General features: G+C 58.7%; 21 protein-coding genes and 1 pseudogene. 19 read left to right on the forward strand and 3 right to left on the reverse strand.

Going from position 1 to position 25,170, the window contains the following annotated elements; genetic code table 11:
* The 8 genes and pseudogenes from dnaE to AC1DLB_RS05555 all read left to right on the forward strand — a co-directional run.
* Positions 1–3,013, forward strand: a 3,013-nt coding sequence (gene dnaE, locus AC1DLB_RS05520; RefSeq protein WP_477784707.1) for a DNA polymerase III subunit alpha, incomplete at its 5' end; no start/stop codon positions are given.
* Between the two features lie 150 nt (positions 3,014–3,163).
* A complete protein-coding gene (locus AC1DLB_RS05525; protein WP_018927007.1) occupies positions 3,164–4,111 on the forward strand; it encodes an acetyl-CoA carboxylase carboxyltransferase subunit alpha in 948 nt (315 codons plus the stop codon).
* Positions 4,112–4,261: 150 nt separating this feature from the next.
* Entirely contained in the window at positions 4,262–5,590 is a 1,329-nt protein-coding gene (gene tilS, locus AC1DLB_RS05530; RefSeq protein ID WP_477743280.1) for a tRNA lysidine(34) synthetase TilS, read from the forward strand.
* Positions 5,591–5,864: 274 nt separating this feature from the next.
* Positions 5,865–7,496: a CTP synthase gene (locus AC1DLB_RS05535; protein WP_026286489.1), complete on the forward strand. Its 1,632-nt coding sequence runs from the start codon at positions 5,865–5,867 to the stop codon at positions 7,494–7,496.
* 5 nt (positions 7,497–7,501) lie between these two features.
* On the forward strand, positions 7,502–8,347 hold the full coding sequence (kdsA, locus tag AC1DLB_RS05540; RefSeq protein ID WP_015093773.1) for a 3-deoxy-8-phosphooctulonate synthase: 846 nt from the start codon (positions 7,502–7,504) through the stop codon (positions 8,345–8,347).
* A 157-nt stretch (positions 8,348–8,504) separates the two neighbouring features.
* Positions 8,505–9,794, forward strand: a complete 1,290-nt coding sequence (eno, locus tag AC1DLB_RS05545) for a phosphopyruvate hydratase (RefSeq protein WP_007940523.1) — start codon at positions 8,505–8,507, stop codon at positions 9,792–9,794.
* 170 nt (positions 9,795–9,964) lie between these two features.
* A complete protein-coding gene (ftsB, locus tag AC1DLB_RS05550) occupies positions 9,965–10,243 on the forward strand; it encodes a cell division protein FtsB (protein WP_007907178.1) in 279 nt (92 codons plus the stop codon).
* A pseudogene (locus tag AC1DLB_RS05555) lies at positions 10,240–10,817 on the forward strand (IspD/TarI family cytidylyltransferase). Before ftsB ends, AC1DLB_RS05555 begins: the two are co-directional and overlap by 4 nt.
* A gap of 35 nt (positions 10,818–10,852) precedes the next feature.
* On the opposite strand, the gene AC1DLB_RS05560 reads toward AC1DLB_RS05555, so the two are convergent.
* A complete protein-coding gene (locus AC1DLB_RS05560) occupies positions 10,853–11,749 on the reverse strand; it encodes a LysR substrate-binding domain-containing protein (RefSeq protein WP_018927003.1) in 897 nt (298 codons plus the stop codon).
* A gap of 106 nt (positions 11,750–11,855) precedes the next feature.
* Here AC1DLB_RS05560 and AC1DLB_RS05565 point away from each other — a divergent pair, with 106 nt between their 5' ends.
* The 8 genes from AC1DLB_RS05565 to rpoS all read left to right on the forward strand — a co-directional run bounded on the left by AC1DLB_RS05565 (position 11,856) and on the right by rpoS (position 19,002).
* Complete coding sequence (locus AC1DLB_RS05565; protein WP_007907184.1) at positions 11,856–12,968, forward strand: S-(hydroxymethyl)glutathione dehydrogenase/class III alcohol dehydrogenase; 1,113 nt, start codon at positions 11,856–11,858, stop codon at positions 12,966–12,968.
* Positions 12,969–12,976: 8 nt separating this feature from the next.
* Positions 12,977–13,822, forward strand: a complete 846-nt coding sequence (fghA, locus tag AC1DLB_RS05570) for an S-formylglutathione hydrolase (protein WP_064620040.1) — start codon at positions 12,977–12,979, stop codon at positions 13,820–13,822.
* Between the two features lie 53 nt (positions 13,823–13,875).
* A complete protein-coding gene (gene ispF / locus AC1DLB_RS05575; RefSeq protein WP_018927000.1) occupies positions 13,876–14,349 on the forward strand; it encodes a 2-C-methyl-D-erythritol 2,4-cyclodiphosphate synthase in 474 nt (157 codons plus the stop codon).
* Complete coding sequence (truD, locus tag AC1DLB_RS05580) at positions 14,346–15,404, forward strand: tRNA pseudouridine(13) synthase TruD (protein WP_018926999.1); 1,059 nt, start codon at positions 14,346–14,348, stop codon at positions 15,402–15,404. Before ispF ends, truD begins: the two co-directional genes overlap by 4 nt.
* Positions 15,392–16,141 carry a 5'/3'-nucleotidase SurE gene (gene surE / locus AC1DLB_RS05585; protein WP_018926998.1) on the forward strand — a complete coding sequence of 250 codons (750 nt, stop codon included), beginning with the start codon at positions 15,392–15,394 and terminating at the stop codon, positions 16,139–16,141. Before truD ends, surE begins: the two co-directional genes overlap by 13 nt.
* 41 nt (positions 16,142–16,182) lie before the next feature.
* Complete coding sequence (locus AC1DLB_RS05590; RefSeq protein ID WP_173861137.1) at positions 16,183–16,818, forward strand: protein-L-isoaspartate(D-aspartate) O-methyltransferase; 636 nt, start codon at positions 16,183–16,185, stop codon at positions 16,816–16,818.
* Between the two features lie 211 nt (positions 16,819–17,029).
* The gene (locus tag AC1DLB_RS05595) at positions 17,030–17,917 is read left to right on the forward strand and encodes a peptidoglycan DD-metalloendopeptidase family protein (protein ID WP_477784708.1); all 888 of its coding nucleotides are present in this window, start codon (positions 17,030–17,032) and stop codon (positions 17,915–17,917) included.
* A gap of 77 nt (positions 17,918–17,994) precedes the next feature.
* Positions 17,995–19,002, forward strand: a complete 1,008-nt coding sequence (rpoS, locus tag AC1DLB_RS05600) for an RNA polymerase sigma factor RpoS (protein WP_007940534.1) — start codon at positions 17,995–17,997, stop codon at positions 19,000–19,002.
* A gap of 488 nt (positions 19,003–19,490) precedes the next feature.
* Here the strand turns inward: rpoS and fdxA are convergent, their stop codons facing one another.
* Together fdxA and mutS are read right to left on the reverse strand one after the other, a co-directional pair.
* Entirely contained in the window at positions 19,491–19,814 is a 324-nt protein-coding gene (gene fdxA / locus AC1DLB_RS05605; RefSeq protein WP_007940535.1) for a ferredoxin FdxA, read from the reverse strand.
* Between the two features lie 142 nt (positions 19,815–19,956).
* Positions 19,957–22,536, reverse strand: a complete 2,580-nt coding sequence (mutS, locus tag AC1DLB_RS05610) for a DNA mismatch repair protein MutS (RefSeq protein ID WP_477784709.1) — start codon at positions 22,534–22,536, stop codon at positions 19,957–19,959.
* Positions 22,537–22,735: 199 nt separating this feature from the next.
* On the opposite strand from mutS, the gene AC1DLB_RS05615 reads away from it, so the two are divergent.
* The 3 genes from AC1DLB_RS05615 (at position 22,736) to AC1DLB_RS05625 (ending at position 24,983) form a co-directional block, all read left to right on the forward strand.
* A complete protein-coding gene (locus AC1DLB_RS05615; RefSeq protein ID WP_477784711.1) occupies positions 22,736–23,470 on the forward strand; it encodes an XRE family transcriptional regulator in 735 nt (244 codons plus the stop codon).
* A 510-nt stretch (positions 23,471–23,980) separates the two neighbouring features.
* Positions 23,981–24,562, forward strand: coding sequence for a DUF642 domain-containing protein (locus tag AC1DLB_RS05620; RefSeq protein WP_477784710.1), 582 nt, complete (start codon positions 23,981–23,983; stop codon positions 24,560–24,562).
* A 70-nt stretch (positions 24,563–24,632) separates the two neighbouring features.
* Complete coding sequence (locus AC1DLB_RS05625) at positions 24,633–24,983, forward strand: phage holin family protein (protein ID WP_064620035.1); 351 nt, start codon at positions 24,633–24,635, stop codon at positions 24,981–24,983.
* Positions 24,984–25,170 lie beyond the last annotated feature (187 nt).

Below are 25,170 nucleotides of genomic sequence, written 5' to 3' on the forward strand. Positions count from 1 at the left end.
GCGCACCAACCGCCCCAACGACGAAGAACAACTGCACGGCGCCGTGGCCCTGGCCGAGAAAATCGGCGCGCCGCTGGTGGCGACCAACGACGTGCGCTTCATCAAGCAGGAAGACTTCGAAGCCCACGAAACCCGCGTTTGCATCGGTGAAGGCCGCGCCCTCGACGATCCGCGGCGTTCGAAGAATTACAGCGATCAGCAATACCTCAAAAGCGCCGAGGAAATGGCCGAGCTGTTCAGCGACCTGCCTGAGGCGCTGGAGAACACAGTCGAGATCGCCAAGCGCTGCAACATCGAAGTGAAGCTGGGCAAGCACTTCCTGCCCAACTTCCCGATTCCCGATGGCATGACCATCGACGAATATTTCCGCAAGGTTTCCTTCGACGGTCTGGAAGAACGCCTCAGCGTTCTGCTGCCCAAGGACACCACCGAAGACTACGAAGCCAAGCGCCAAGTCTATGTCGACCGGCTGAATTTCGAGCTGGATATCATTATCCAGATGGGCTTCCCCGGTTACTTCCTGATCGTGATGGACTTTATCCAGTGGGCCAAGAACAACGGCGTACCGGTGGGGCCTGGCCGTGGGTCGGGTGCCGGGTCGCTGGTGGCCTATGTGCAGAAGATCACCGACCTCGACCCGCTGGAATATGACCTGCTGTTCGAACGTTTCCTTAACCCGGAACGGGTTTCCATGCCCGACTTCGACGTCGACTTCTGCATGGACGGTCGCGACCGCGTGATCGATTACGTGGCCGAGAAATACGGCCGTAACGCGGTAAGCCAGATCATCACCTTCGGTTCCATGGCGGCCAAGGCTGTGGTCCGTGACGTGGCGCGGGTGCAGGGCAAGTCCTACGGACTGGCGGATCGTCTGTCGAAGATGATTCCGTTCGAAGTCGGCATGACCCTGGAAAAAGCCTACGAACAGGAAGAAATCCTGCGCGACTTCATCAAGGTCGATGAAGAAGCCGCGGAAATCTGGGAAATGGCGCGCAAGCTCGAAGGCGTTGTGCGTAACGTCGGTAAACACGCCGGTGGCGTGGTGATTGCGCCGACCAAACTGACCGACTTCTCGCCGATCTATTGCGACGAAGCGGGCGACGGTCTGGTAACCCAGTTCGACAAGGATGACGTTGAGGCTGCCGGTCTGGTGAAGTTCGACTTCCTGGGGCTTCGGACCCTGACGATCATCGACTGGGCGCTGAAAACCATCAACCGCGACCGCGCCAAGGTCAACGAACCGCCGCTGGACATCGCGTTCATCCCGCTGGATGACAAGCCGACTTACACGCTGCTGCAAAAAGCCGAAACCACCGCGGTGTTCCAGCTCGAGTCACGAGGCATGAAAGAGCTGATCAAAAAGCTCAAGCCCGACTGCCTGGAAGACTTGATCGCACTGGTGGCCCTGTTCCGTCCGGGCCCGCTGCAATCGGGCATGGTGGACGACTTCATCAACCGTAAGCACGGTCGCGCCGAACTCGCGTACCCGCACTCGGACTACCAGTACGACGGCCTCAAGCCGGTATTGGCGCCGACTTACGGCATCATCCTGTATCAGGAACAGGTGATGCAGATTGCCCAGGTCATGGCCGGTTACACCCTCGGCGGCGCGGACATGCTGCGTCGAGCCATGGGTAAGAAAAAACCCGAAGAAATGGCCAAGCAGCGCGGCGGTTTCATTGAAGGTTGCGCCACCAACAATATCGACGCTGACCTTGCCGGTAACATTTTCGACCTGGTAGAAAAATTCGCCGGTTACGGTTTCAACAAATCCCACTCCGCTGCCTACGGCCTGGTGTCGTACCAGACCGCGTGGCTGAAAGCCCACTATCCGGCGCCGTTCATGGCCGCGGTACTGTCGGCGGATATGCACAACACCGACAAGGTCGTGACCTTGATCGAAGAAGTGCGGACCATGAAGCTGCGCCTCGACGCGCCAGACGTGAACACCTCGGAGTTCAAGTTCACGGTGAACGACGAAGGCCGCATCATTTACGGTCTGGGCGCGATCAAGGGCGTGGGCGAAGGCCCGGTCGAAGCGATTACCGAGGCGCGGCAAGACGGGCCGTTCAAGGACCTGTTCGATTTTTGCGCGCGGGTCGACCTCAAGCGTATTAACAAACGCACCCTCGACGGCTTGATCCGCAGTGGTGCCCTGGACCGCCTAGGCCCGTATTTCCACGATGAGCAGAAAGCCTATCAGGCCAACATCGACCGCAACCGCGCGGTGTTGTTGACGGCCATGGAAGAGGCGATCAAGGCGGCCGAACAAACCGCTCGTACCCACGACAGTGGGCATGCCGATCTGTTTGGCGGTCTGTTCGTTGAAGAAGATGCCGACGTCTACGCCAATCACCGCAAGGCCAAGGAGCTGACCCTCAAGGAACGCCTGAAAGGCGAGAAAGATACCTTGGGCCTGTACCTCACCGGCCACCCGATCGACGAATACGAGGGCGAGATCCGTCGCTTCGCCCGTCAGCGCATCATCGACCTGAAGCCGGCTCGCGACACGCAAACGGTCGCGGGCATGATCATCGCCCTGCGAGTGATGAAGAACAAAAAGGGCGACAAGATGGGCTTCATCACCCTCGACGACCGCTCCGGGCGGATCGAAGCCTCGTTGTTCGCCGATGCGTTCCATTCCGCACAGTCGTTGTTGCAGACCGATGCGATGGTGGTGGTCGAAGGCGAAGTCAGCAACGACGACTTCTCCGGTGGCCTGCGGTTGCGGGTCAAGCGGGTGATGAGCATGGAAGATGCGCGCACCAACCTGGCCGAAAGCCTGSGCCTGAAGTTGCATGCAAAGGATCTCAAGGGCGATCAGCTACGCTGGTTGGGCGAGTTGTTGAAGCGTCATCGCGGTGCGTGCCCGATCACCATGGACTACACCAGCCCCGATGCGAAGGCCTTGTTGCAGTTTGGCGAGACCTGGCGGATCGACCCGGCGGATGCCTTGATTCAAGCCCTGCGTGACCAGTTCGGGCGAGACAACGTCTTCCTCCAATACCGTTGACGGTCAGGCGCCATTCCTTACCATGGGAACGCGCCTGATCCCGACCCGAATTTTTAATCTCGACCTGAACGCGCCTGTCCCTTAAGGTAGGGCGCGAATAGACAACCGGCCGGCCCAAGCTCTCTTGGACGCGACCCTAGACGGACGCCTATGAACCCGAATTTTCTAGATTTCGAACAGCCGATCGCCGACCTGCAAGCCAAGATCGAAGAGTTGCGCTTGGTCGGTAATGACAATTCGCTGAATATCGGCGATGAGATCTCCCGCCTACAGGACAAGAGCAGCACGCTGACCGAAGATATCTTCGGCAAGCTGACCAGCTGGCAGATCGCGCGTCTGGCGCGTCACCCGAAACGTCCGTACACCCTGGACTACATCGAACACATCTTCACCGAGTTCGATGAGTTGCACGGCGACCGTCACTTCTCCGACGACGCTGCCATCGTTGGCGGTGTTGCCCGTCTGGACGACCAACCGGTGATGGTTATCGGTCACCAGAAAGGTCGCGAAGTGCGCGAGAAGGTTCGCCGCAACTTCGGCATGCCGCGCCCTGAGGGCTACCGCAAGGCGTGCCGCCTGATGGAAATGGCCGAGCGTTTCAAAATGCCGATCCTGACCTTCATCGACACCCCGGGCGCTTACCCTGGCATCGACGCCGAAGAGCGCAACCAGAGCGAAGCGATTGCCTGGAACCTGCGCGTCATGGCTCGCCTGAAAACCCCAATCATCGCCACCGTGATCGGTGAGGGTGGTTCCGGTGGTGCGCTGGCCATTGGCGTCTGCGATCAGCTGAACATGCTGCAATATTCGACCTACGCGGTGATTTCGCCGGAAGGTTGCGCCTCGATTCTGTGGAAAACTTCCGAGAAAGCCCCGGATGCCGCTGAAGCGATGGGCATCACTGCCGAGCGTCTGAAGGGCCTGGGCATCGTCGATAAAGTGATCGGCGAGCCGTTGGGCGGCGCTCATCGTGATCCGGCGGCTGCCGCTGCCTCGATCCGCGCCGAGCTGAGCTCGCAACTGGCGATGTTGAAGAAGTTCGACAACGACGCGCTGCTGGCCCGTCGTTACGAGCGTCTGATGAGCTACGGTCTCTGATCTGATCGCGCTTTAGCCTTGTGGGAAGAGCCGGGCGACGTTCGTCTGCTCGCGATTGCGGTATAACAATCAACAAATATGTTGAATGTTAAGCAGCCTTYGCGAGCAGGCTCGCTCCCACAATGGGTCTATGTGAAGCGACTGACGTCTATGAGCCCTAAGAAGATTGATCTGCCAGCCAGGCTTCTCCATGGGCTGGTTCCGTGGCGTAACGCCATAACCTGGCGCATCGCCTTCTCCGGTGGTCTCGATTCCACCGTCCTGCTGCACGTTCTCGCACACCTCGCAAAAACCGAATCCTTGCCGGCGTTGACCGCCATTCACGTCCACCACGGCCTGCAGGCTGCGGCTGATGCGTGGCCGGAACATTGTCAGTCGGTCTGTGATGCGTTGGGTGTACCGCTGGAGGTTGTGCGTGTTCAGGTTGAGCGCGGCGCGAGCCTCGAGCGTGCGGCGCGGGATGCGCGTTACGGCGCCTTCATCGCGGCGACTCACGCCGGTGAAGTACTGCTCACAGGTCAGCACCGTGACGATCAAGCGGAAACCCTGTTGTTTCGGCTGATGCGCGGGGCAGGGGTGAGAGGTTTGTCGGGGATGCCGAGTGAGCGTCCTTTGGGGTGTGCGCATCTGCTGCGACCACTGCTTGATGTCACTCGCGCCGAGCTTGAGGCCTACGCCACTGAATATCAGCTGAACTGGATCGAAGATCCGTCGAATCAGGACCGGCAGTTCTCGCGCAATTACCTGCGTCATCAGGTGTTTCCCGTGTTGACCGCGCGCTGGCCGCAAGCAGTGGCGACCATGGCTCGCAGCGCTGCGCATCTGAGTGAGGCGCAGGGGTTGCTCGACGATCTGGCGCAAATTGATCTGGCCCAGGCCGGCACCGACAGTGATTTCGATTGGCTGGGGTTGCCGTCGCTGGAGCTGGCGCCCCTGGAAAAGCTCTCTGATGCACGCCAGCGCAATGCGCTGAGTCATTGGCTCAAACCGCTGACGTCTTTGCCGGACAGTGACCATTGGTCGGGTTGGCAGGATTTGCGCGATGCGACTGGCGATGCGCGTCCGGTCTGGCGATTGGCGGCGGGCGAACTGTATCGCGCTGGTGGGCGTCTCTGGTGGTTGTCAGGTGGATGGTTGCGCACTCCGCCATCCCCGGTGTCCTGGGCTGACCCCGCGGTATTGCTGGCGTTACCGGATAATGGCGTGCTCACACTCACCGGCCAGATCCCCGATGGCCCGTTGCAGATCCGCTATCGTGAGGGCGGCGAAGTCATGAATTTGCCCGATCGCGGTCACCGTGACTTGAAGCGTTTGCTCAACGAAAGGGGCGTGCCGGGCTTCGCCCGTGGCAGATTGCCGCTGGTCTACAGGGGCCAGCAATTGCTGGCGGTGGCGAACCTGCGGGGGCTGAATGGCAGTGAGCGCAGTGGCTGGTATTTGCATTGGCAGCCGCCGATCGAAGATCAAGGTTTGAGCTGAAAGGGGCTTTCCGGTAGACTACGCTCCCTTCTTGATACAACTTCTGTGGATTCGCCTGAATCGCAGCAGTTGCCGATTACCAAGCAGTCTTTGCTGGGCGATTCCAAAAAATGTGTAGCGAGCAACCTACCGGTGTTTCATCTTCCGGTCTGTCCCAACGCGGCGGTTTTTTTGAAAGGTGCACTGTGATTAATGCAGGTGATCGGGGGCTTCGGCCTTCCTTCGCTTTCCCCGGCGGCTCGGACCGCTTTAACGCAGACTTCTAGGGTTTTTCATGACGCGCTACATATTCGTCACGGGCGGTGTTGTTTCTTCATTGGGGAAAGGCATTGCCTCGGCTTCATTGGCGGCCATCCTGGAGGCGCGGGGACTTAAGGTCACCATGCTGAAGCTGGACCCGTACATCAACGTTGACCCGGGCACCATGAGCCCGTTCCAGCACGGTGAAGTGTTCGTCACCCACGACGGCGCCGAGACCGACCTGGACCTGGGCCACTACGAGCGGTTCATCCGCACGACCATGACCCAGAACAACAACTTCACCACTGGCCGTGTCTACGAACACGTCCTGCGCAAAGAGCGCCGTGGTGATTACCTGGGCGCAACCATTCAGGTGATCCCGCACATCACCGACGAAATCAAGCGCCGGATCATCAAGGGCGCTGGCGATGCCGACGTGGCCATGGTCGAGATCGGTGGCACCGTGGGTGACATCGAGTCGCAACCGTTCCTCGAGGCGATCCGTCAATTGCGTTTCGAAGTCGGCGCCAAGCGCGCGATGCTGATGCACCTGACACTGGTGCCGTACATCGCCACTGCCGGCGAAACCAAAACCAAGCCAACCCAGCACTCGGTCAAGGAGCTGCGCTCCATCGGCCTGCAGCCTGACGTGCTGGTGTGCCGCTCCGATCACCCGATCGACATTTCTTCGCGTCGCAAGATCGCGCAGTTCACCAACGTTGAAGAGCGTGCGGTGATTGCGCTGGAAGACGCCGACACCATCTACAAGATCCCGGGCATTCTGCACTCCCAGGGCCTGGATGATTTCGTCGTCGAGCGTTTCGGCCTGCAATGCGACAGCGCCGATCTGTCCGAGTGGGAAGCGGTGGTTGATGCCAAGCTGAACCCGGAGCACGAAGTCACCATCGCCATGGTCGGCAAGTACATGGAACTGCTGGACGCCTACAAGTCGCTGATCGAGGCGATGAGTCACGCTGGCATCAGCAACCGCACCAAGGTCAACCTGCGCTACATCGATTCCGAAGACATCGAAAACCAGGGCACCGCGCTGCTGGAAGGCGTCGACGCGATTCTGGTACCGGGCGGCTTCGGTCTGCGTGGTGTTGAAGGCAAGATCACTGCCGTTCAATACGCTCGCGAAAACAAGGTTCCATACCTGGGTATCTGCCTGGGCATGCAAGTGGCCGTTATCGAGTTCGCTCGTAACGTAATGGGCTGGAAAGATGCCAACTCCACTGAGTTCGATCGTACCAGCGGTCACCCGGTGGTGGGTCTGATCACCGAGTGGGAAGATGCCACCGGCGCCGTCGAAATCCGTACCGAATCGTCCGATCTGGGGGGCACCATGCGCCTTGGCGCTCAGGACTGCCTGCTTGAGCCAGGTTCCCTGGTGCACGATTGCTACGCCAAGGATGTGATCGTCGAGCGTCACCGTCATCGCTACGAAGTGAACAACAACCTGCTGCCGCAAATCATCGAGGCCGGCCTGAAAATCTCCGGTCGTTCCGGTGATGGCGCGCTGGTTGAAGTGGTTGAAGCACCGGATCACCCATGGTTCGTCGCTTGCCAGTTCCACCCAGAGTTCACCTCGACGCCACGCGACGGTCACCCGTTGTTCAGCGGTTTCGTTAAAGCCGCTTTGGCTCAACACCAGAAGAAGGCGTAATCCTGATGGCGCAGAAGATCATCCGCGTAGGCGATATCGAGATTGCCAACGACAAGCCAATGGTGCTGTTCGGTGGCATGAACGTGCTGGAAAGCCGTGACATGGCGATGCAGGTCTGCGAAGAGTACGTAAAGGTCACCGAAAAACTCGGTATCCCTTACGTGTTCAAGGCCAGTTTCGACAAGGCGAACCGTTCTTCTGTGACCTCTTATCGTGGCCCCGGGCTGGAAGAGGGCATGCGGATTTTCCAGGACATCAAGCAAGCCTTTGGCGTACCGATCATCACCGACGTCCACGAGCCTGATCAGGCCGCGGTCGTCGCTGAAGTCTGCGACATCATCCAGTTGCCGGCCTTCCTGTCGCGCCAGACCGATCTCGTGGTCGCGATGGCCAAGACCGGCGCGGTGATCAACATCAAGAAAGCCCAGTTCCTCGCGCCCCAGGAAATGAAACACATCCTGAACAAATGCGTGGAAGCCGGTAACGATCAGTTGATTCTCTGCGAGCGTGGTTCGAGCTTCGGCTACAACAATCTCGTGGTCGACATGCTCGGCTTCGGCATCATGAAGCAGTTCGAATATCCGGTGTTCTTCGACGTGACCCACGCGCTGCAAATGCCCGGCGGTCGCTCCGATTCCGCCGGCGGTCGTCGTGCCCAGGTCACTGACCTGGCCAAGGCCGGCATGAGCCAGTCGCTGGCCGGGCTGTTCCTCGAAGCCCACCCGGACCCGGACAACGCCAAATGCGACGGCCCTTGCGCCCTGCGTCTGGACAAACTGGAGCCATTCCTGGCCCAGCTCAAAGCACTGGACGAACTGGTGAAGAGTTTTCCGACGGTAGAAACCGCGTAAACCTCAATTCTCCGGTAAAGTACCGCACGGTTTAAATGCTCAGGCCCTCGGGCTTGAGCCTTATCGTCCGCAAGCCTGCCCGCTGTCTGTCACTTGCCGACGATAAAAGATTTCCTTCAGCTGCGTCGTTTTCGTCAACTTTGGAGTGTTTACAACAATGGCAAAAATCGTCGACATCAAAGGTCGTGAAGTTCTCGACTCCCGTGGCAATCCCACTGTGGAAGCAGACGTGCTTCTCGATAACGGCATCATCGGCAGCGCATGCGCGCCATCCGGTGCTTCCACTGGCTCGCGTGAAGCGCTCGAGCTGCGTGATGGCGACAAGAGCCGTTATCTGGGTAAAGGCGTGCTCAAGGCAGTAGCCAACATCAACGGTCCGATCCGCGACCTGTTGCTGGGCAAAGACCCAAGCGACCAGAAAGCGCTGGATCACGCGATGATCAAGCTCGATGGCACTGAGAACAAAGCGACCCTGGGCGCCAACGCGATCCTCGCCGTTTCCCTGGCCGCGGCCAAGGCAGCAGCACAGGACCAGGACCTGCCGCTGTACGCTCACATTGCCAACCTGAACGGTACCCCGGGTGTTTACTCGATGCCGGTTCCGATGATGAACATCATCAACGGTGGCGAGCACGCCGATAACAACGTCGACATCCAGGAATTCATGGTTCAGCCGGTTGGCGCCAAGTCTTTCTCGGAAGGTCTGCGCATGGGCACCGAGATTTTCCATCACCTCAAAGCCGTTCTGAAGGCCCGTGGCCTGAGCACTGCCGTTGGTGACGAAGGTGGTTTCGCGCCGAACCTGGCTTCCAACGAAGACGCTTTGAAAGTGATCTCCGAGGCCGTGGCCAACGCCGGTTACAAGCTGGGCACCGACGTGACCCTGGCCCTGGACTGCGCGGCCAGCGAATTCTATGAAGATGGCAAGTACAACCTGTCCGGCGAAGGCCAGGTGTTCACTGCTGAAGGTTTCGCCGACTACCTGAAAGGTCTGACCGAGCGTTACCCGATCATCTCCATCGAAGACGGTCTGGACGAGTCCGACTGGGCTGGCTGGAAAATCCTCACCGACAAGATCGGCGAGAAGACTCAGCTGGTAGGCGACGACCTGTTCGTGACCAACACCAAGATCCTGAAAGAAGGCATCGATAAAAAGATCGCCAACTCGATCCTGATCAAGTTCAACCAGATCGGCACCCTGACCGAAACCCTGGAAGCCATCCAGATGGCCAAGGCCGCTGGTTACACTGCCGTGATCTCGCACCGCTCCGGCGAAACCGAAGATTCGACCATTGCCGACCTGGCCGTGGGCACCTCGGCTGGCCAGATCAAGACCGGTTCGCTGTGCCGTTCCGACCGCGTTTCCAAGTACAACCAACTGCTGCGTATCGAAGAGCAGTTGAATGGCAAAGCCAAGTACAACGGCCGTAGCGAATTCCGCGGCTGAGTGGTAAACGATAAAAAGACACCGGATTGTGTCGGAAAAATCGCGACAGCGACGGATTTGCCACTAATCTGATGCCTTAAGAGCACAAGCCTGGTTCTTCCAGGCTTCGTGCTATCAGAAGCTTCAAAGTTTGGCATGGCTGTCTTTTTTCACTGGATACCTGATATTCGATGCGCAGTCCCAATTGGTTGTTCCTCGTCTTGCTCTTGCTGCTGGCCGGCCTGCAGTATCGCCTGTGGGTGGGTAATGGCAGTCTGGCGCAAGTGGCCGAGCTGAAGCAGCAGATTGCGGATCAGCACGCCGAGAACGAGGCGTTGCTGGAGCGCAATCGGGTGATGGACGCCGAAGTCAGTGAGTTGAAAAAGGGCATGGAGACCGTTGAAGAACGGGCTCGCCATGAGTTGGGCATGGTCAAGGATGGTGAAACCCTTTACCAGTTGGCCCAATGATTGAGTCGTTACCGGCCTTCTGGGCCGTGATTCCTGCCGCGGGCGTCGGTGCCCGTATGGCCGCGGACCGTCCCAAGCAATACTTGCAACTGGGCGGGCGCACTATTCTCGAACACAGCCTTGGCTGTTTCCTCGATCATCCTGCCCTGAAGGGGTTGGTGGTCAGTCTTGCCATCGACGATCCTTACTGGCCGAATCTGGCCTGTGCTGCCGATCCGCGTATTCAGCGGGTTGAAGGCGGCGCCGAGCGTTCCGGATCAGTGCTCAACGCCTTGCTGCATCTGCATGCCCAGGGCGCTGACGATGAGGATTGGGTGTTGGTTCACGATGCCGCGCGACCGAATCTGGCGCGCGATGATCTTGATAAATTACACCGCAGATGTTTCGCCTTGGAGCATTGCATCGGGCGTTGGCGGATAGCCTGGTGGCGGATGCTGTCATCACCGATGAAGCCTCGGCGATGGAGTGGGCAGGTATGGCACCCCGTTTGATCGAAGGTCGATCCGACAACATCAAAGTCACTCGCCCCGAAGACCTTGAGTGGTTGCGCCAGCGCTGGGCGAACCGCCGTTAAAAGATCGCCGCCTATGCAGGCTGTGATCTTTTCTCTTAAACCCGATATTCCGGCCGTTCGGCCAACCCTTCCTTCAAATAATCCACTAACTTGCGTACTTTCGGTGACAGATGCCGCTGCTGTGGATAAAGCGCCCAAACCGCTGTGTTCGGCGGTTGGTGGGCTTCCAGCAGCGAGATCAATTCGCCGTTTTTCAGGTGCTCCAGCACGTAGTAATCYGGCAGCTGACACAATCCAACCCCTTGTAGCGCGGCATCCAGCACCGCCTGCCCACTGTTGCAGCGCCAGTTTCCCTGTACTCGCTGGGAAAATTCCCGCCCGTTCTGTTCCAGTTGCCAGATATCCGAGCTGCCGATGAGGCAGTTGTGGCGACTCAGTTCCGACAAACTGTGTGGGCGACCGTACCGTTCCAGGTAGGACGGCGAGGCGCACAGATACATGCGCCGTGGTGCCAAACGAGTCGCGACCAATCTTGAATCCTGCAGGCGGCCGAGGCGGATGGCCAGGTCCAGCCCTTCGTGCACCAGATCGAGCGGGCGGTTGCTCAGTTCGATGTCCACACGCAGTTGTGGATACAGCCCCATGAAGCGAGTCACCAGCGGCACAATGAATCGTTCGCCGTAGGCCACGGCGCAGGTCATGCGCAGCATGCCCTTGGGTTCGCTGGTCAGGTCGCCGACAGCGCGCAACGCTTCTTCGCGGCCGTCCTGCAAACGTTGGCAATGTTGCAGAAAGGTTTGCCCGGCTTCGGTCAGCGTGACCCGGCGGGTGCTGCGATAGAGCAAGCGGGTTTGCAGTCGCTCTTCCAGTCGTACGATTTGGCGACTGATGTGGGAGGAAGACACCCCAAGGCGTTCAGCCGCGGCGGTGAATTGGTTGCACTCTGCGACGGCGACGAACTCGTCGATGCCTTCCCAGCGGTTTTCGGACATCAGGATTATCCCTGCATGGCAATAATGTTTTGCTTTTGTCCCGATTATTCATCGTATGCCGCTGTATTACACTCCCTGTCTCGTTTTTATTCACTGGAGAGTCAGCATGATCAAGTCGCGCGCCGCCGTTGCCTTCGAGGCCAAGAAGCCCCTCGAGATCGTTGAAGTCGATGTCGCCATGCCCAAGGCGGGCGAAGTCCTGCTGCGCGTCGTCGCTTCCGGTGTCTGCCATACCGATGCCTACACCCTCTCGGGCGCGGACCCGGAAGGTATCTTCCCGTCGATCCTGGGCCACGAAGGTGGCGCGGTGGTCGAAGCGATCGGCGAGGGCGTGACCTCGGTTGCGGTGGGCGATCATGTGATCCCGCTGTACACCCCGGAATGTGGCAAGTGCAAATTCTGTCTGTCGGGCAAAACCAACCTCTGCCAGGCGATTCGTGCAACCCAGGGTAAAGGCCTGATGCCGGACGGCACTTCGCGCTTCTCCTACAAGGGCGAAACGATTTTCCACTACATGGGCACCTCGACGTTTTCCGAGTACACCGTGCTGCCGGAAATCTCCGTCGCCAAAATTCCTAAAGAAGCACCGCTGGAAAAAGTCTGCCTGCTGGGCTGTGGCGTCACCACCGGCATCGGCGCGGTGATCAACACTGCCAAGGTCAAGCCGGGTGATACCGTCGCTATCTTCGGCCTGGGTGGCATCGGACTGTCTGCCGTGATCGGCGCGGTCAAAGCCAAGGCTGGCCGGATCATCGCCATTGACATCAACCCGGCCAAGTTCGAAATCGCCAAGCAATTGGGCGCCACGGACTGCGTGAACCCGAAAGACTTCGATCGTCCGATTCAGGAAGTGATCGTCGACATGACCGATGGCGGCGTCGAYTTCTCGTTCGAATGCATCGGCAACGTGCAGTTGATGCGTGCCGCACTTGAGTGCTGCCACAAAGGTTGGGGCGAGTCGGTCATCATCGGTGTGGCCGGCGCAGGCCAGGAAATCTCCACCCGTCCATTCCAGTTGGTCACCGGTCGCGTCTGGCGCGGTTCGGCGTTCGGTGGCGTGCGTGGCCGTACCGAGTTGCCAAGCTATGTCGAAATGGCCCAGACCGGCGAGATCCCGTTGGATACCTTCATCACCCACACCATGGGCCTGGAAGATATCAACAAGGCGTTTGACTTGATGCATGAAGGCAAAAGCATCCGTAGCGTCATTCATTTCTGAGGTCGCTTATGAGCCTGGAAAATATCTCCTGCCAGAAAAGCTTCGGCGGCTGGCACAAGCGCTACCGGCACCGCTCCGACGTGCTCGGTTGCGACATGGTGTTTGCCGTGTACCTGCCGCCGCAAGCGGAGCAGGGCGGTAAACTGCCAGTGTTGTACTGGTTGTCTGGCCTGACCTGTACCGACGAGAACTTCATGCAGAAGGCCGGTGCCATGCGCATGGCTGCCGAGCTGGGGCTGATTATCGTCGCACCGGACACCAGCCCACGCGGTCCCGAAGTGCCGGGCGATCCGGATGGTGCCTGGGACTTCGGTCTCGGTGCCGGTTTTTATCTGAATGCCACGCAGGAACCGTGGTCGCGGCACTATCGGATGCATGACTATGTCGTGCAGGAATTGCCGGCATTGGTTGAGGCGCATTTCCCGGCATCGGAAAAGCGTGGCATCAGCGGCCACTCCATGGGTGGTCACGGTGCGCTGGTCTGCGCCTTGCGCAATCCGGGGCGTTACCAGTCGGTGTCGGCGTTCTCGCCGATCAACAATCCGATCGATTGCCCATGGGGGCAGAAAGCCTTTTCCCGCTACTTGGGGGAAGACCGGTCGAAATGGCGCGAGTGGGATGCCTGTGCATTGATCGCCGAAGCCGACGAGAAACTGCCGCTGCTGGTGGATCAGGGTGATCGCGACGATTTCCTCGCCACCCAGCTCAAGCCAGAAGCCCTGCAACAGGCGGCGAAACTTGCCGGTCATCCGCTGACGTTGCGTTTGCAACCCGGCTACGACCACAGTTATTTCTTCATCGCGAGTTTCATCGACGACCACTTGCAGCATCACGCGCGCGCTCTAAGCGCCTAATGTCTGACAAAGCAGGTAGAATCACGCCCTGACAAAAATCGGGGCGTTTTTTTATGCGTATTGGCCACGGCTATGATGTGCACCGTTTCGGTGAAGGCGATTTCATCACGTTGGGCGGTGTGCGGATTGCACACAGCTTCGGGCTGCTTGCCCATTCCGACGGTGATGTCCTGCTGCACGCCTTGAGCGATGCGTTGCTCGGCGCTGCCGCGCTGGGTGATATCGGCAAGCATTTTCCGGACACCGATCCGCAATTCAAGGGCGCCGACAGCCGCGCGCTGTTGCGTCATGTCGTCGCACTGATCCACGCCAAGGGCTGGAAAGTCGGCAACGTCGATAACACCATCGTCGCCCAGGCCCCGAAAATGGCCCCGCATATCGAATCGATGCGCGCGCTGATTGCCGCGGATCTTCAAGTTGAGTTGGATCAAGTGAACGTGAAAGCTACCACCACCGAAAAGCTTGGCTTTGTCGGTCGCGAAGAAGGTATTGCCGTGCACTCCGTTGCCTTGTTGCTGCGCGCATGAACGAGGCGCAATTGCTCGGCCCACGGGCCTACGGTGACGCTCTCGGCAGCGCGGTGCTGAAAGCCACGGCGGAAGATTTCCAGGTTGATGAAGTCCTCGATATTCCCCTGAGTGGCGATGGCGAACACCTATGGATCTGGGTGGAAAAGCGCGGTCTGAATACCGAAGAAGCGGCACGGCGGATTGCCAAGGCTGCGGGCGTGCCATTGCGTACCGTCAGCTACGCTGGCCTCAAGGACCGTCAGGCGTTGACTCGCCAGTGGTTCAGCGTGCAACTGCCCGGCAAGGCTGATCCAGATCTGTCGGCAGCGGAAAACGACACGCTGAAAATTCTCAAGACCGGTCGGCACAGACGCAAGCTGCAACGCGGTGCCCATTCGGCCAACGGTTTCACGTTGCGCCTGACTCAATTCGCTGGCGACAAGGCCGCGATCGAAGAGCGTCTGCAACTGATCGCCAGGCAAGGTATTCCCAATTATTTCGGCGCCCAGCGTTTCGGGCATGACGGCGGCAACGTCGTCGACGCCCGTGCCTGGGCTGCGCGCAAGGCCCTGCCGGAACAACGCAATGTGCGTTCGCGCCTGCTCTCCACTGCGCGTAGTTTTCTGTTTAATCAGGTGCTGGCGGCACGCGTCGCCGATGGTACTTGGCAGCGTGCTCAGGTCGGCGATCTGCTGGCGTTCACTGACAGCCGCAGTTTCTTCCCGGCAGGTGAAGCCGAGTGCAGTGACCCGCGTCTGGCGATTCTCGACTTGCACCCGACCGGCCCACAGTGGGGCGAAGGTGACTCGCCGGCGTCGGGGGCTGTCCATGAACTGGAGCAGGCAATCGCCGCGCGCGAAGCGGATCTGCGCGATTGGTTGATTAACGCCGGTATGAGCCACGAACGTCGCATCCTGCGGCTGCCCATTGGCGGGTTGACGTGGCATTATCCCGAGCCTGACATTCTGCAACTGGAATTCGTCCTCCCGGCCGGATGCTTCGCCACCGTATTGGTGCGTGAACTCGTCGATCTGGTGCCGGTGGGGCAGACGGACAGCCCATGCGTATTCTGATTTCTAACGACGATGGGGTAACCGCACCCGGTCTCGCCGCGCTTTATGCTGCGCTGGCGGATTACACCGAATGCGTGGTTATCGCCCCGGACCAGGACAAAAGCGGCGCCAGCAGCTCGCTGACGCTCGACCGTCCGTTGCACCCGCATACCTTGGCCAATGGCTTTATCAGCCTCAACGGAACGCCTACCGATTGCGTGCACCTGGGCCTTAACGGCTTGCTGGAGTTTGAACCGGACATGGTGGTTTCCGGTATTAACCTGGGTGCGAACCTGGGGGAYGACGTGCTGTATTCCGGTACTGTGGCGGCGGCCCTTGAGGGACGTTTCCTGGAGCGTCCTTCGTTTGCCTTTTCGTTTGTCTCACGGCAAGTGGAGAACCTTCCCACGGCGGCCTATTTTGCGCGCAAACTGGTAGAGGCCCACGCGGACCTCGATCTGCCACCGCGCACGGTACTGAACGTGAACATTCCCAACTTGCCGCTGGAGCATATCCGCGGTATCCAGCTGACCCGCCTGGGCCATCGCGCCCGCGCCGCTGCGCCGATAAAAGTGGTCGATCCGCGTGGTAAATCCGGTTACTGGATCGCTGCGGCGGGTGACGCCGAAGATGGCGGCCCGGGCACTGATTTCCATGCGGTGATGCAAGGCTATGTTTCAATCACGCCACTGCAACTGGATCGCACCTTTAATGATGCCTTCAGAAGTCTCGATGGCTGGCTGGAGGGGCTGCGCTAATGGCTCGTGAACAAGACGATATTCTGCACCGCGGCATCGGGATGACCTCCCAGCGGACCCGTGAGCGTCTGATTCAGCGCCTCTATGAAGAAGGGGTGTCCAACGCCAAGGTGCTGGAAGTCATCCGCCGCACACCGCGTCACCTGTTCGTCGATGAGGCGCTGGCCCACCGCGCTTATGAAGATACGGCGCTACCGATTGGCCATAACCAGACCATCTCCCAGCCTTATATGGTGGCGCGCATGAGCGAGCTGCTGCTGGAAGCCGGCCCGTTGGACAAGGTGCTGGAAATCGGTACTGGTTCGGGTTACCAGACAGCGGTGCTGTCGCAACTGGTCGAGCGGGTTTTTTCCGTCGAGCGCATCAAGGTTCTGCAAGATCGAGCCAAGGAGCGCCTGGTGGAGCTGAACCTGCGCAATGTGGTATTTCGCTGGGGCGATGGCTGGGAAGGCTGGCCGGCGCTGGCGCCTTACAACGGCATCATTGTGACCGCCGTGGCCACCGACGTGCCTCAGGCGCTGCTTGATCAATTGGCACCGGGCGGGCGATTGGTGATTCCGGTCGGCTCTGGTGAAGTTCAACAATTGATGCTGATCATCCGTGAAGAACAAGGCTTTTCCAGGCGTGTTCTGGGGGCAGTGCGCTTTGTGCCACTACTCAACGGGCCGCTGGCCTGAGCATTTGTTTCAACGTGCTGAATTCTCTTCGATTGCCCGGGTCTTACAGCGGCATCGATGGGTTAAACAGAATTCATCATCAGGCAGCAAACGTGTGCGTGAAGCGAATCCGCTTCATTAAAGGTAAAGCCTGTTCGGCCCGTTATACTTGCGACATTTCGTGCCGAAACACGGCAATTCATATTTTCAGCCACCACAAAGGGAGCGGCGGGTGAGTCTCACAGTCGTTGCGCAGCGAATGGGTATAACGAGCTTTCAGCGTCTGGTGACTGGTCTTGTCTTGAGTACCTTGCTGGTCGGTTGCTCCAGCACCAAATCGAGTAGCGCGGGAGTTGTCGATCGCAACAACGCGGTCGCCCAGCGTCCGGCCGTAACCACCGGCCAGTACATTGTTCGACCCAAGGACACGTTGTTTTCCATCGCCTTTCGCTACGGCTGGGACTACAAAGCCCTCGCGGCAAGGAACAACATTCCTACGCCTTACACGATCCATCCGGGTCAGACGATTCGCTTCGACGGTCGCAACGATTCAACGCCGGCAGCGGTGGTGAGTTCGTCCAGTTCCTCGCCTTCGTCGTCGAGCAAAACCACGGTAATTCGGCGTCAGGCAAATGGCACAACGACCAGTACAACGGTGCTCGCACCGTCCGTCGCCAGCAAACCGGCACCCGCTCCACTGCCTCCTGCCGGTCCGGCCCCGACGGGCTGGGGGTGGCCTTCTAATGGCATTCTGATTGGAAAATTCTCTTCAAACGGTAGTTTGAATAAAGGAATTGATATCGCCGGAGATTTGGGACAGCCTGTTTTAGCTGCGTCTGATGGGACGGTGGTATACGCCGGGAGTGGCTTAAGGGGCTACGGCGAATTAGTCATCATCAAACACAGCGATACCTACGTCAGTGCCTACGGTCACAACCGCAGGCTGTTGGTTCGGGAGGGGCAGCAGGTCAAAGTCGGACAGACAATTGCCGAAATGGGGTCAACGGGTACAGACCGGGTGAAACTGCATTTTGAGATTCGCCGACAAGGTAAACCTGTAGATCCGCTGCAGTTCCTGCCACGTCGTYGATTTGTTAGCCAAGCCTGTTCCGTCACGTAGAGGGAACAGGCTCCAGCGTTGCCAGGGATCAAGGCGCCGCTTGAGCTTGAGGTCGAACTCACCAAAGGACTATAACAATGGCTCTCAGTAAAGAAGTGCCGGAGTTTGACATCGACGATGAGGTTCTCCTTATGGAGACCGGCATCGCAATGGATTCGATGTCGAATGATGAAGGGGATGCACCACCTTCCGTTCGTGCCAAATCCAGACACTCCGCTTCGTTAAAGCAACACAAGTACATCGACTACACCCGGGCACTCGATGCCACGCAGCTGTACCTCAATGAAATCGGCTTTTCCCCATTGCTCTCCCCGGAAGAAGAAGTTCATTTTGCACGCCTGTCGCAAAGTGGTGATCCGGCCGGACGCAAGCGCATGATTGAAAGCAACCTGCGGCTGGTGGTGAAAATCGCCCGGCGTTACGTCAATCGTGGGCTGTCGCTGCTGGACCTGATCGAAGAGGGTAACCTCGGCCTGATCCGGGCAGTGGAAAAGTTCGATCCAGAACGCGGCTTCCGCTTTTCGACCTACGCCACCTGGTGGATTCGTCAGACCATCGAACGCGCGATCATGAATCAGACCCGGACCATCCGGCTACCTATTCATGTGGTCAAAGAGCTCAACGTGTACTTGCGGGCTGCGCGGGAGCTGACTCAAAAGCTCGACCATGAACCCTCACCCGAAGAAATTGCCAACCTGCTGGAGAAACCGGTAGGMGAGGTCAAGCGCATGCTTGGCCTGAACGAGCGGGTTTCTTCGGTCGACGTCTCGCTGGGTCCGGATTCGGATAAAACCCTGCTGGACACCCTGACCGACGACCGCCCGACCGATCCATGTGAACTGTTGCAGGATGACGACCTGTCGCAGAGCATCGATCAATGGCTTTCGGAGCTGACCGACAAGCAACGCGAGGTGGTCGTACGCCGCTTCGGCTTGCGAGGTCACGAGAGCAGTACGCTTGAAGATGTCGGCCTGGAAATCGGCCTTACCCGGGAGCGGGTCAGGCAAATCCAGGTTGAAGGCCTCAAGCGTCTTCGGGAGATTCTCGAGAAAAACGGCCTGTCGAGTGAGTCGCTGTTCCAATAAGCCATTCGCTCAACCGTCAACCAAAAGCCCCGACTGGTTCGGGGCTTTTGGTTGTCGGCAAGATGAGAGAGGCGCGTTGGTATTGGCGCCACCTCAGGTTTGTAGTCTCGTGGTGTAAGTCTTTGCTTACTCTTTCGTAAGTGTTCATTATTTTTACACCCTGGTAGTTGTCTATTCGAAGGATGCTGTATTTATAAGCTATTGATTTATATGATTATTTTATTGAGTTAACAGCATATTACAGATGATTTCAGTCATGGAGGCCGATTGCTCTTGGTGGGGAATCCTCTAGTATTTGAACTGTGTCGACGGATAGACACGCCCTTCAAGGAAGAGGGGAACGGACATCGCAGGATGCGATTCATCAGGACGATGAAAAGGAACACATGGAATAGGGAAAAAATGTGGGCGGGTCAAACCGCCCCTTTTTTTTGCCTGCAGAAAAGCAAAAAGGCCCGCAAGGGGCCTTTTCGGGAACGCGAGGGAAATCAGCGTTCGAGGTGTTCGATCTTGCCTGGCTTGCCATCCCATTCAGCGGAATCGGGCAATGGGTCTTTCCGTTCAGTGATGTTTGGCCATACCTCGGCCAATTCCATGTTCAGCTGAATGAAGTTTTCCATACCGGCGGGAACTTCATCTTCAGAGAAGATGGCCACGGCAGGGCATTCTGGTTCGCACAGTGCGCAGTCGATGCACTCATCCGGGTGAATCACCAGGAAGTTCGGGCCTTCGTAAAAGCAGTCCACCGGACAGACTTCTACGCAGTCGGTGTACTTGCACTTGATGCAGTTGTCGGTGACGACGAAGGTCATTTCTAATTTTCTCCTCAGGCGGCGGCAGCGGAGCCCCTTCAGGACGGGGTCGCCAGGTTCGGGAGCGATAGTCTGCAGGCCAGGCTATGAGCCTGCAGCATCCCAAACCGCGCGAGATTCTAACAGCTTGCAGGCAAGTGCGTTAGATCCGTGTCTTTAATGTATAGAGCATTTCCAAAGCCCTGCGTGGTGTCAGGTCATCCAGATCAAGTTTGGCCAGTTCATCCAGCACCGGGTGCGGCAGGCTGGCGAACATGTCGCTCTGCTGCGGCGCAACGGATTTGCCTTTGGCCGGCGTCGGCACTTCATGGGGCAGCGCCGTGGATTCCAGCCGGCTCAAGTGTTCACGGGCACGCACGATCACTTCGCTCGGCACCCCGGCCAACTGTGCAACCGCCAGGCCATAGCTCTGGCTGGCAGGCCCAGGCAGAACGTGGTGCAGGAACACGATGCGTTCGTTGTGCTCGGTGGCATTGAGGTGCACGTTGGCTACTAGCGGCTGGGCTTCCGGCAGCACCGTCAGCTCGAAATAGTGCGTGGCGAACAGTGTATAGGCCCGCAGTTGTGCCAGACGCTCGGCCGCGGCCCACGCCAGGGACAGGCCGTCGAAGGTGCTGGTGCCGCGACCGACTTCGTCCATCAGCACCAGGCTGCGCTCGGTGGCGTTGTGCAGGATGTTCGCGGTTTCGCTCATTTCGACCATGAAGGTCGAACGCCCGCCCGCCAGGTCGTCGCTGGAACCGATCCGGGTGAAGATCCGGTCGACCAGGGACAATTCGCAACTGGCCGCCGGCACGAAGCTACCGATGTGCGCCAGCAGCACGATCAACGCGGTCTGGCGCATGTAGGTGGATTTACCGCCCATGTTCGGACCGGTGATCACCAGCATGCGGGTGCTGTCATCGAGGCTCAGGTCGTTGGCCACGAACGGTGTGGTGAGTACTTGCTCGACCACCGGGTGACGACCCTGGCTGATGCGCATGCATGGCTCGCTGACGAAGCGCGGGCAGTTCAGGTCCAGATTCAGTGCACGCTCGGCGAGGTTGCTCAGCACGTCCAGCTCGGCCAGTGCGGCAGCGGTGTCCTGCAAGGGCGGCAATTGAGCGATCAGGTCTTCGAGCAGTGCTTCGTAGAGCATCTTCTCGCGCGCCAGGGCACGGCTCTTGGCCGACAGCGCCTTGTCTTCGAACGCTTTCAGTTCCGGGGTGATGAAGCGCTCGGCACCCTTGAGGGTCTGGCGACGGATATAGTCTGCCGGTGCCGATTCGGCCTGCTTGCTCGGCAACTCAATGAAGTAACCGTGAATGCGGTTGTAACCCACTTTCAGGTTGGCCAGGCCGGTGCGGGCCTTCTCCCGGGCTTCCAGATCGATCAGGAACTGCCCGGCGTTTTCGCTGAGCGATTGCAGCTCGTCGAGTTCGCTGTCGTAACCGGTTTTCAACACGCCGCCGTCACGGATCACCGCTGGCGGGTTGTCGATGATGGCTTTTTCCAGCAGCGCCGCGAGTTCCGGATAGGTGCTGGTGGTCGTCGCCAATTGCATGATGTGCGGAGCTTCAAGCTCGGCCATCGCCACCTGCAACTCTGGCAGTGCGCCGAGGGCATCGCGCAGGCGCGCCAGGTCACGAGGACGGGCATTGCGCAGGCCGATCCGCGCCAGAATCCGCTCGATGTCGCCGATTTCCTTGAGCTGCGGCTGCAATTTCTCGAAACGATAACGGTCCAGCAGGCAGGTGATCGACGTCTGGCGTGCCAGTAGTACCGTCAAATCCCGCAGCGGACGGTTCAGCCAGCGGGTCAGCAAACGGCTGCCCATGGCGGTCTGGCAGCGGTCGACCACCGATTGCAACGTGTTGTCGCGACCACCGGCCAGGTTGGTATCCAGTTCCAGGTTGCGCCGGCTGGCGCCGTCCAGCACCACGGTGTCGTCCAGGCGTTCATGACGCAGGCTGCGCAAATGCGGCAGGGCGGTGCGCTGGGTTTCCTTGGCGTAGCTGAGCAGGCAGCCAGCAGCGCCGATGGCCAGGGTCAGGTTCTCGCAGCCGAAGCCTTTCAGGTCCTGAGTGGAAAACTGCTGGCAAAGACTTTTCAGCGCCGAGTCGCGCTCGAAATCCCACGGCGCACGGCGACGAACCCCACGGCGTTTTTCCGCCGGCAAATCCTTCGGCCAGTCATCCGGGATCATCAGCTCCACCGGGTTGACCCGCTCCAGTTCCGCCAGCAGGTTTTCCCAGCCTTTGATCTCCAGCACCGTGAAGTTGCCGCTGGTGATATCGAGCACAGCCAGGCCGAACAGACGCTCGTCACCCAGCACCGYCGCGATCAGGTTGTCCCGGCGCTCATCCAGCAGGGCTTCATCGCTGACCGTGCCGGGCGTGATGATCCGCACCACCTGACGATCCACCGGCCCTTTGCTGGTGGCCGGGTCGCCGACCTGCTCACAGATCACCACCGATTCGCCGAGCTTCACCAGTTTCGCCAGGTAACCTTCCGCAGCGTGGTAAGGAATCCCACACATCGGAATCGCCTGACCCGCCGATTGCCCACGAGCCGTCAGGGTGATGTCCAGCAACTTGGCGGCCTTCTTCGCGTCTTCATAGAAGATCTCGTAGAAGTCGCCCATGCGATAGAACATCAGCTGGTCGGGGTGCTGGTTCTTCAGGCGCCAGTATTGCTGCATCATTGGCGTGTGGGAGGACAGATCGGAGACGGCTTTATTCATCGGATATAGGCAAATTCGTTGAAAGGTGTGGGGCAAAGGAGGGGCATCGGCCCAGCTTTTCCGCGATGGGCGCAAGGTTACCATGGGCGGTCCGCCCGACGCAGGCATGAAAGCCTCAAGGCTATTTTTCGTGGGTCTATGCACAAATTATGCAATTTGGCATTTGTTTTCCGAGAAAAGATCAAGCACTATTCGCGTTATGCAAAAACGCAATGTTTCTACCGTCTTAAGAGCGCTGCTCGATCAGCACGGGATCTCCCCCACGGAGCTTCACCGTCGCACTGGCGTGCCTCAATCCACTCTCTCGCGCATCCTCAGCGGGAAGATCGTCGATCCTTCGGATAAACATATCTCGAAGATTGCCGAATACTTTGCTGTGAGCACCGATCAGTTGCGGGGCCGCGCGGATGTCGCGCCGGCTGCCGRCGCCGGGCGTGATGAATTGCATTCGGAACTCAAGGACATAAGCCTGTGGGACGACGATACGCCTGTCGATGACGACGAGGTGTCTGTCCCCTTTCTTCGCGAGGTTGAATTGGCTGCTGGATCAGGAAGATTCGTCATCGAAGAGAGCGAGCGCTCTAGCCTGCGCTTCGGCAAGCGTAGCTTGCGCCACAACGGTGTGCAGTTCGACCAGGCCAAATGCGTGACCGTGCGTGGCAACAGCATGTTGCCGGTACTGCGCGACGGCGCCACGGTGGGGGTGAATGCCGGTAAATGCGGGATTGGCGACATCATCGACGGCGACCTGTACGCCATCAACCACAATGGCCAGTTGCGGGTGAAACAGCTTTATCGCCTGCCGACCGGGATTCGCCTGCGCAGCTTCAATCGCGATGAGCATCCGGACGAGGACTACAGCTTCCAGGAAATCCAGGAAGAGCAAATCGTCATCCTTGGTCACGTCTTCTGGTGGGGCATGTACGCCCGCTAACCTCACCACTGTCAGATAAAACCCGTCGCCCGACGGGTTTTTTTTCGCCTGGCAAAAACCGCCAACGCCTTTGTCTGTGGGGCTTTCATGCGTCTGTGCATTTTCAATGCATAAATAAATGCATTTATGCATTGACTGTATATGCATCCATGCATATTCTTTGTCTCAAGCAGCTCAACAAAGCGGCTCGAAACGAAGCTCTTTAGTTCCATCACAAAGGCAGCGATGAACCGGCCTCAACGGTTCAGAGGGTTGGCAACTGACCCGGGTGTGCAGCGTAAAGCACCAGAAGCAGTTATCCGGCGGGCAGGGACCGCGGTCGGAAAAACAATTTGAATCGATCCGTACCGCGCCAGTAGCGCCGAAAGATCACGCAAGCGCATTACTGAAAAGCCTGGGCGACCGGGCTTTTTGGAATGCCTGCCTACATCAGGCGTATCAACCCTCATCCGGGACCGTCATTGCAGCAAACCGCTGCGTAATCCATTCATTCGACTCAATAGGTAAAACATGAACGTATTCAACAAAATCATTGGCCCGCTGATGCTGGCCATGGCTCTGTCCGGCGCAGCAGGCAGCGCTACTGCCGCGAACCTCCTGGTCAACGGCAGCTTTGAACAACCGGGTTGCAGCGACAGTTGCATTCTGGACACGACGGCGAAAACCAACTTCATCACCGGCTGGACGACCTTTCTGTCGGGCGCCGAATACTTCAACGTGCGCGCCTCGATTCCTGGCTCCGCCGCAGCGGAAGGCGCGGTGATTGTCGATCTGGCTAACAATGTTTATGGCAACGGCGGCGGCATTCAGCAGAACTTCGCCACCGTAGTAGGGGCCAAGTATCGATTGACCTTCAGTCTGGGCAATTCGGTGTACGCCAACCGATCCGGTGATGGTGTCGTGCAAGTGAAGGTCGCCGGTCAGACCGTTACCTTCAACACGCCAACGGTCAAGGGTAGCGTTGTCGAGTGGAACACTGTGACTTATGACTTCACAGCGACCACGGCCCAAACCACTCTGGCCTTTTCCAATGAGCAGAACCCGTATGTCAACTACGCTTTCATCGACAACGTGATCGTTGAAAAGCTGTAGTCCTTCATCGATCAAAACCAGGCGGCTCATTTTCGAGAGGCCCATCTCATCGATCCCAAGGAGGCGGGACATGACAAACGAGCAACAAGCGTTGCTGGACATGCCGATCTGGCTCGTCATCCTCCTCGCGGTAGCGGGTGGGGTGTCCGGCGAAATGTGGCGCGCCGACAAGGAGGGCGCCCGTGGCTGGTCACTGCTGCGGCGCCTGGCCTTGCGGTCCGGGGCCTGCATGATCTGTGGCGTCTCGGCGATCATGCTGTTGTACGCCGCGGGCCTGTCGATCTGGGCCGCCGGCGCCTTTGGCTGCCTGACGGCGATGGCCGGGGCGGACGTGGCCATCGGACTTTACGAACGTTGGGCCGCCAAGCGGATTGGCGTTTGTGAAGTGCCACCGCGCGATTCTCACCCGGATCAACAGTGAACCGGCGTCGCTGATCTTCGTATTGCCATAGGAATAGGAGGCCATTGATGCCCGCTGTCATCGAAAAACCGTCGCAGCTGTTTTCTGCCATTGCCGAGACGTTGCGTATCGCCATTCCCGGCTTGAAGGTCGGGAGTCATCAAGACTTTGATGGCACTGTCGATTTGCCCTGGGTGTTGATCGCCAT

Source organism: Pseudomonas sp. 05N434 (assembly GCF_056396965.1).

What these genes read in the sequence shown, in the direction of transcription:
- AC1DLB_RS05625 (WP_064620035.1), top strand. Translation starts at nt 24,633, where the DNA reads ATGACAAACGAGCAACAAGCGTTGCTGGACATGCCGATCTGGCTCGTC.
- AC1DLB_RS05525 (WP_018927007.1), top strand. Translation starts at nt 3,164, where the DNA reads ATGAACCCGAATTTTCTAGATTTCGAACAGCCGATCGCCGACCTGCAA.
- eno (WP_007940523.1), top strand. Translation starts at nt 8,505, where the DNA reads ATGGCAAAAATCGTCGACATCAAAGGTCGTGAAGTTCTCGACTCCCGT.
- fdxA (WP_007940535.1), bottom strand. Translation starts at nt 19,814, where the DNA reads ATGACCTTCGTCGTCACCGACAACTGCATCAAGTGCAAGTACACCGAC.
- AC1DLB_RS05620 (WP_477784710.1), top strand. Translation starts at nt 23,981, where the DNA reads ATGAACGTATTCAACAAAATCATTGGCCCGCTGATGCTGGCCATGGCT.
- tilS (WP_477743280.1), top strand. Translation starts at nt 4,262, where the DNA reads ATGAGCCCTAAGAAGATTGATCTGCCAGCCAGGCTTCTCCATGGGCTG.
- ispF (WP_018927000.1), top strand. Translation starts at nt 13,876, where the DNA reads ATGCGTATTGGCCACGGCTATGATGTGCACCGTTTCGGTGAAGGCGAT.
- kdsA (WP_015093773.1), top strand. Translation starts at nt 7,502, where the DNA reads ATGGCGCAGAAGATCATCCGCGTAGGCGATATCGAGATTGCCAACGAC.
- ftsB (WP_007907178.1), top strand. Translation starts at nt 9,965, where the DNA reads ATGCGCAGTCCCAATTGGTTGTTCCTCGTCTTGCTCTTGCTGCTGGCC.
- truD (WP_018926999.1), top strand. Translation starts at nt 14,346, where the DNA reads ATGAACGAGGCGCAATTGCTCGGCCCACGGGCCTACGGTGACGCTCTC.
- fghA (WP_064620040.1), top strand. Translation starts at nt 12,977, where the DNA reads ATGAGCCTGGAAAATATCTCCTGCCAGAAAAGCTTCGGCGGCTGGCAC.
- AC1DLB_RS05535 (WP_026286489.1), top strand. Translation starts at nt 5,865, where the DNA reads ATGACGCGCTACATATTCGTCACGGGCGGTGTTGTTTCTTCATTGGGG.
- AC1DLB_RS05590 (WP_173861137.1), top strand. Translation starts at nt 16,183, where the DNA reads ATGACCTCCCAGCGGACCCGTGAGCGTCTGATTCAGCGCCTCTATGAA.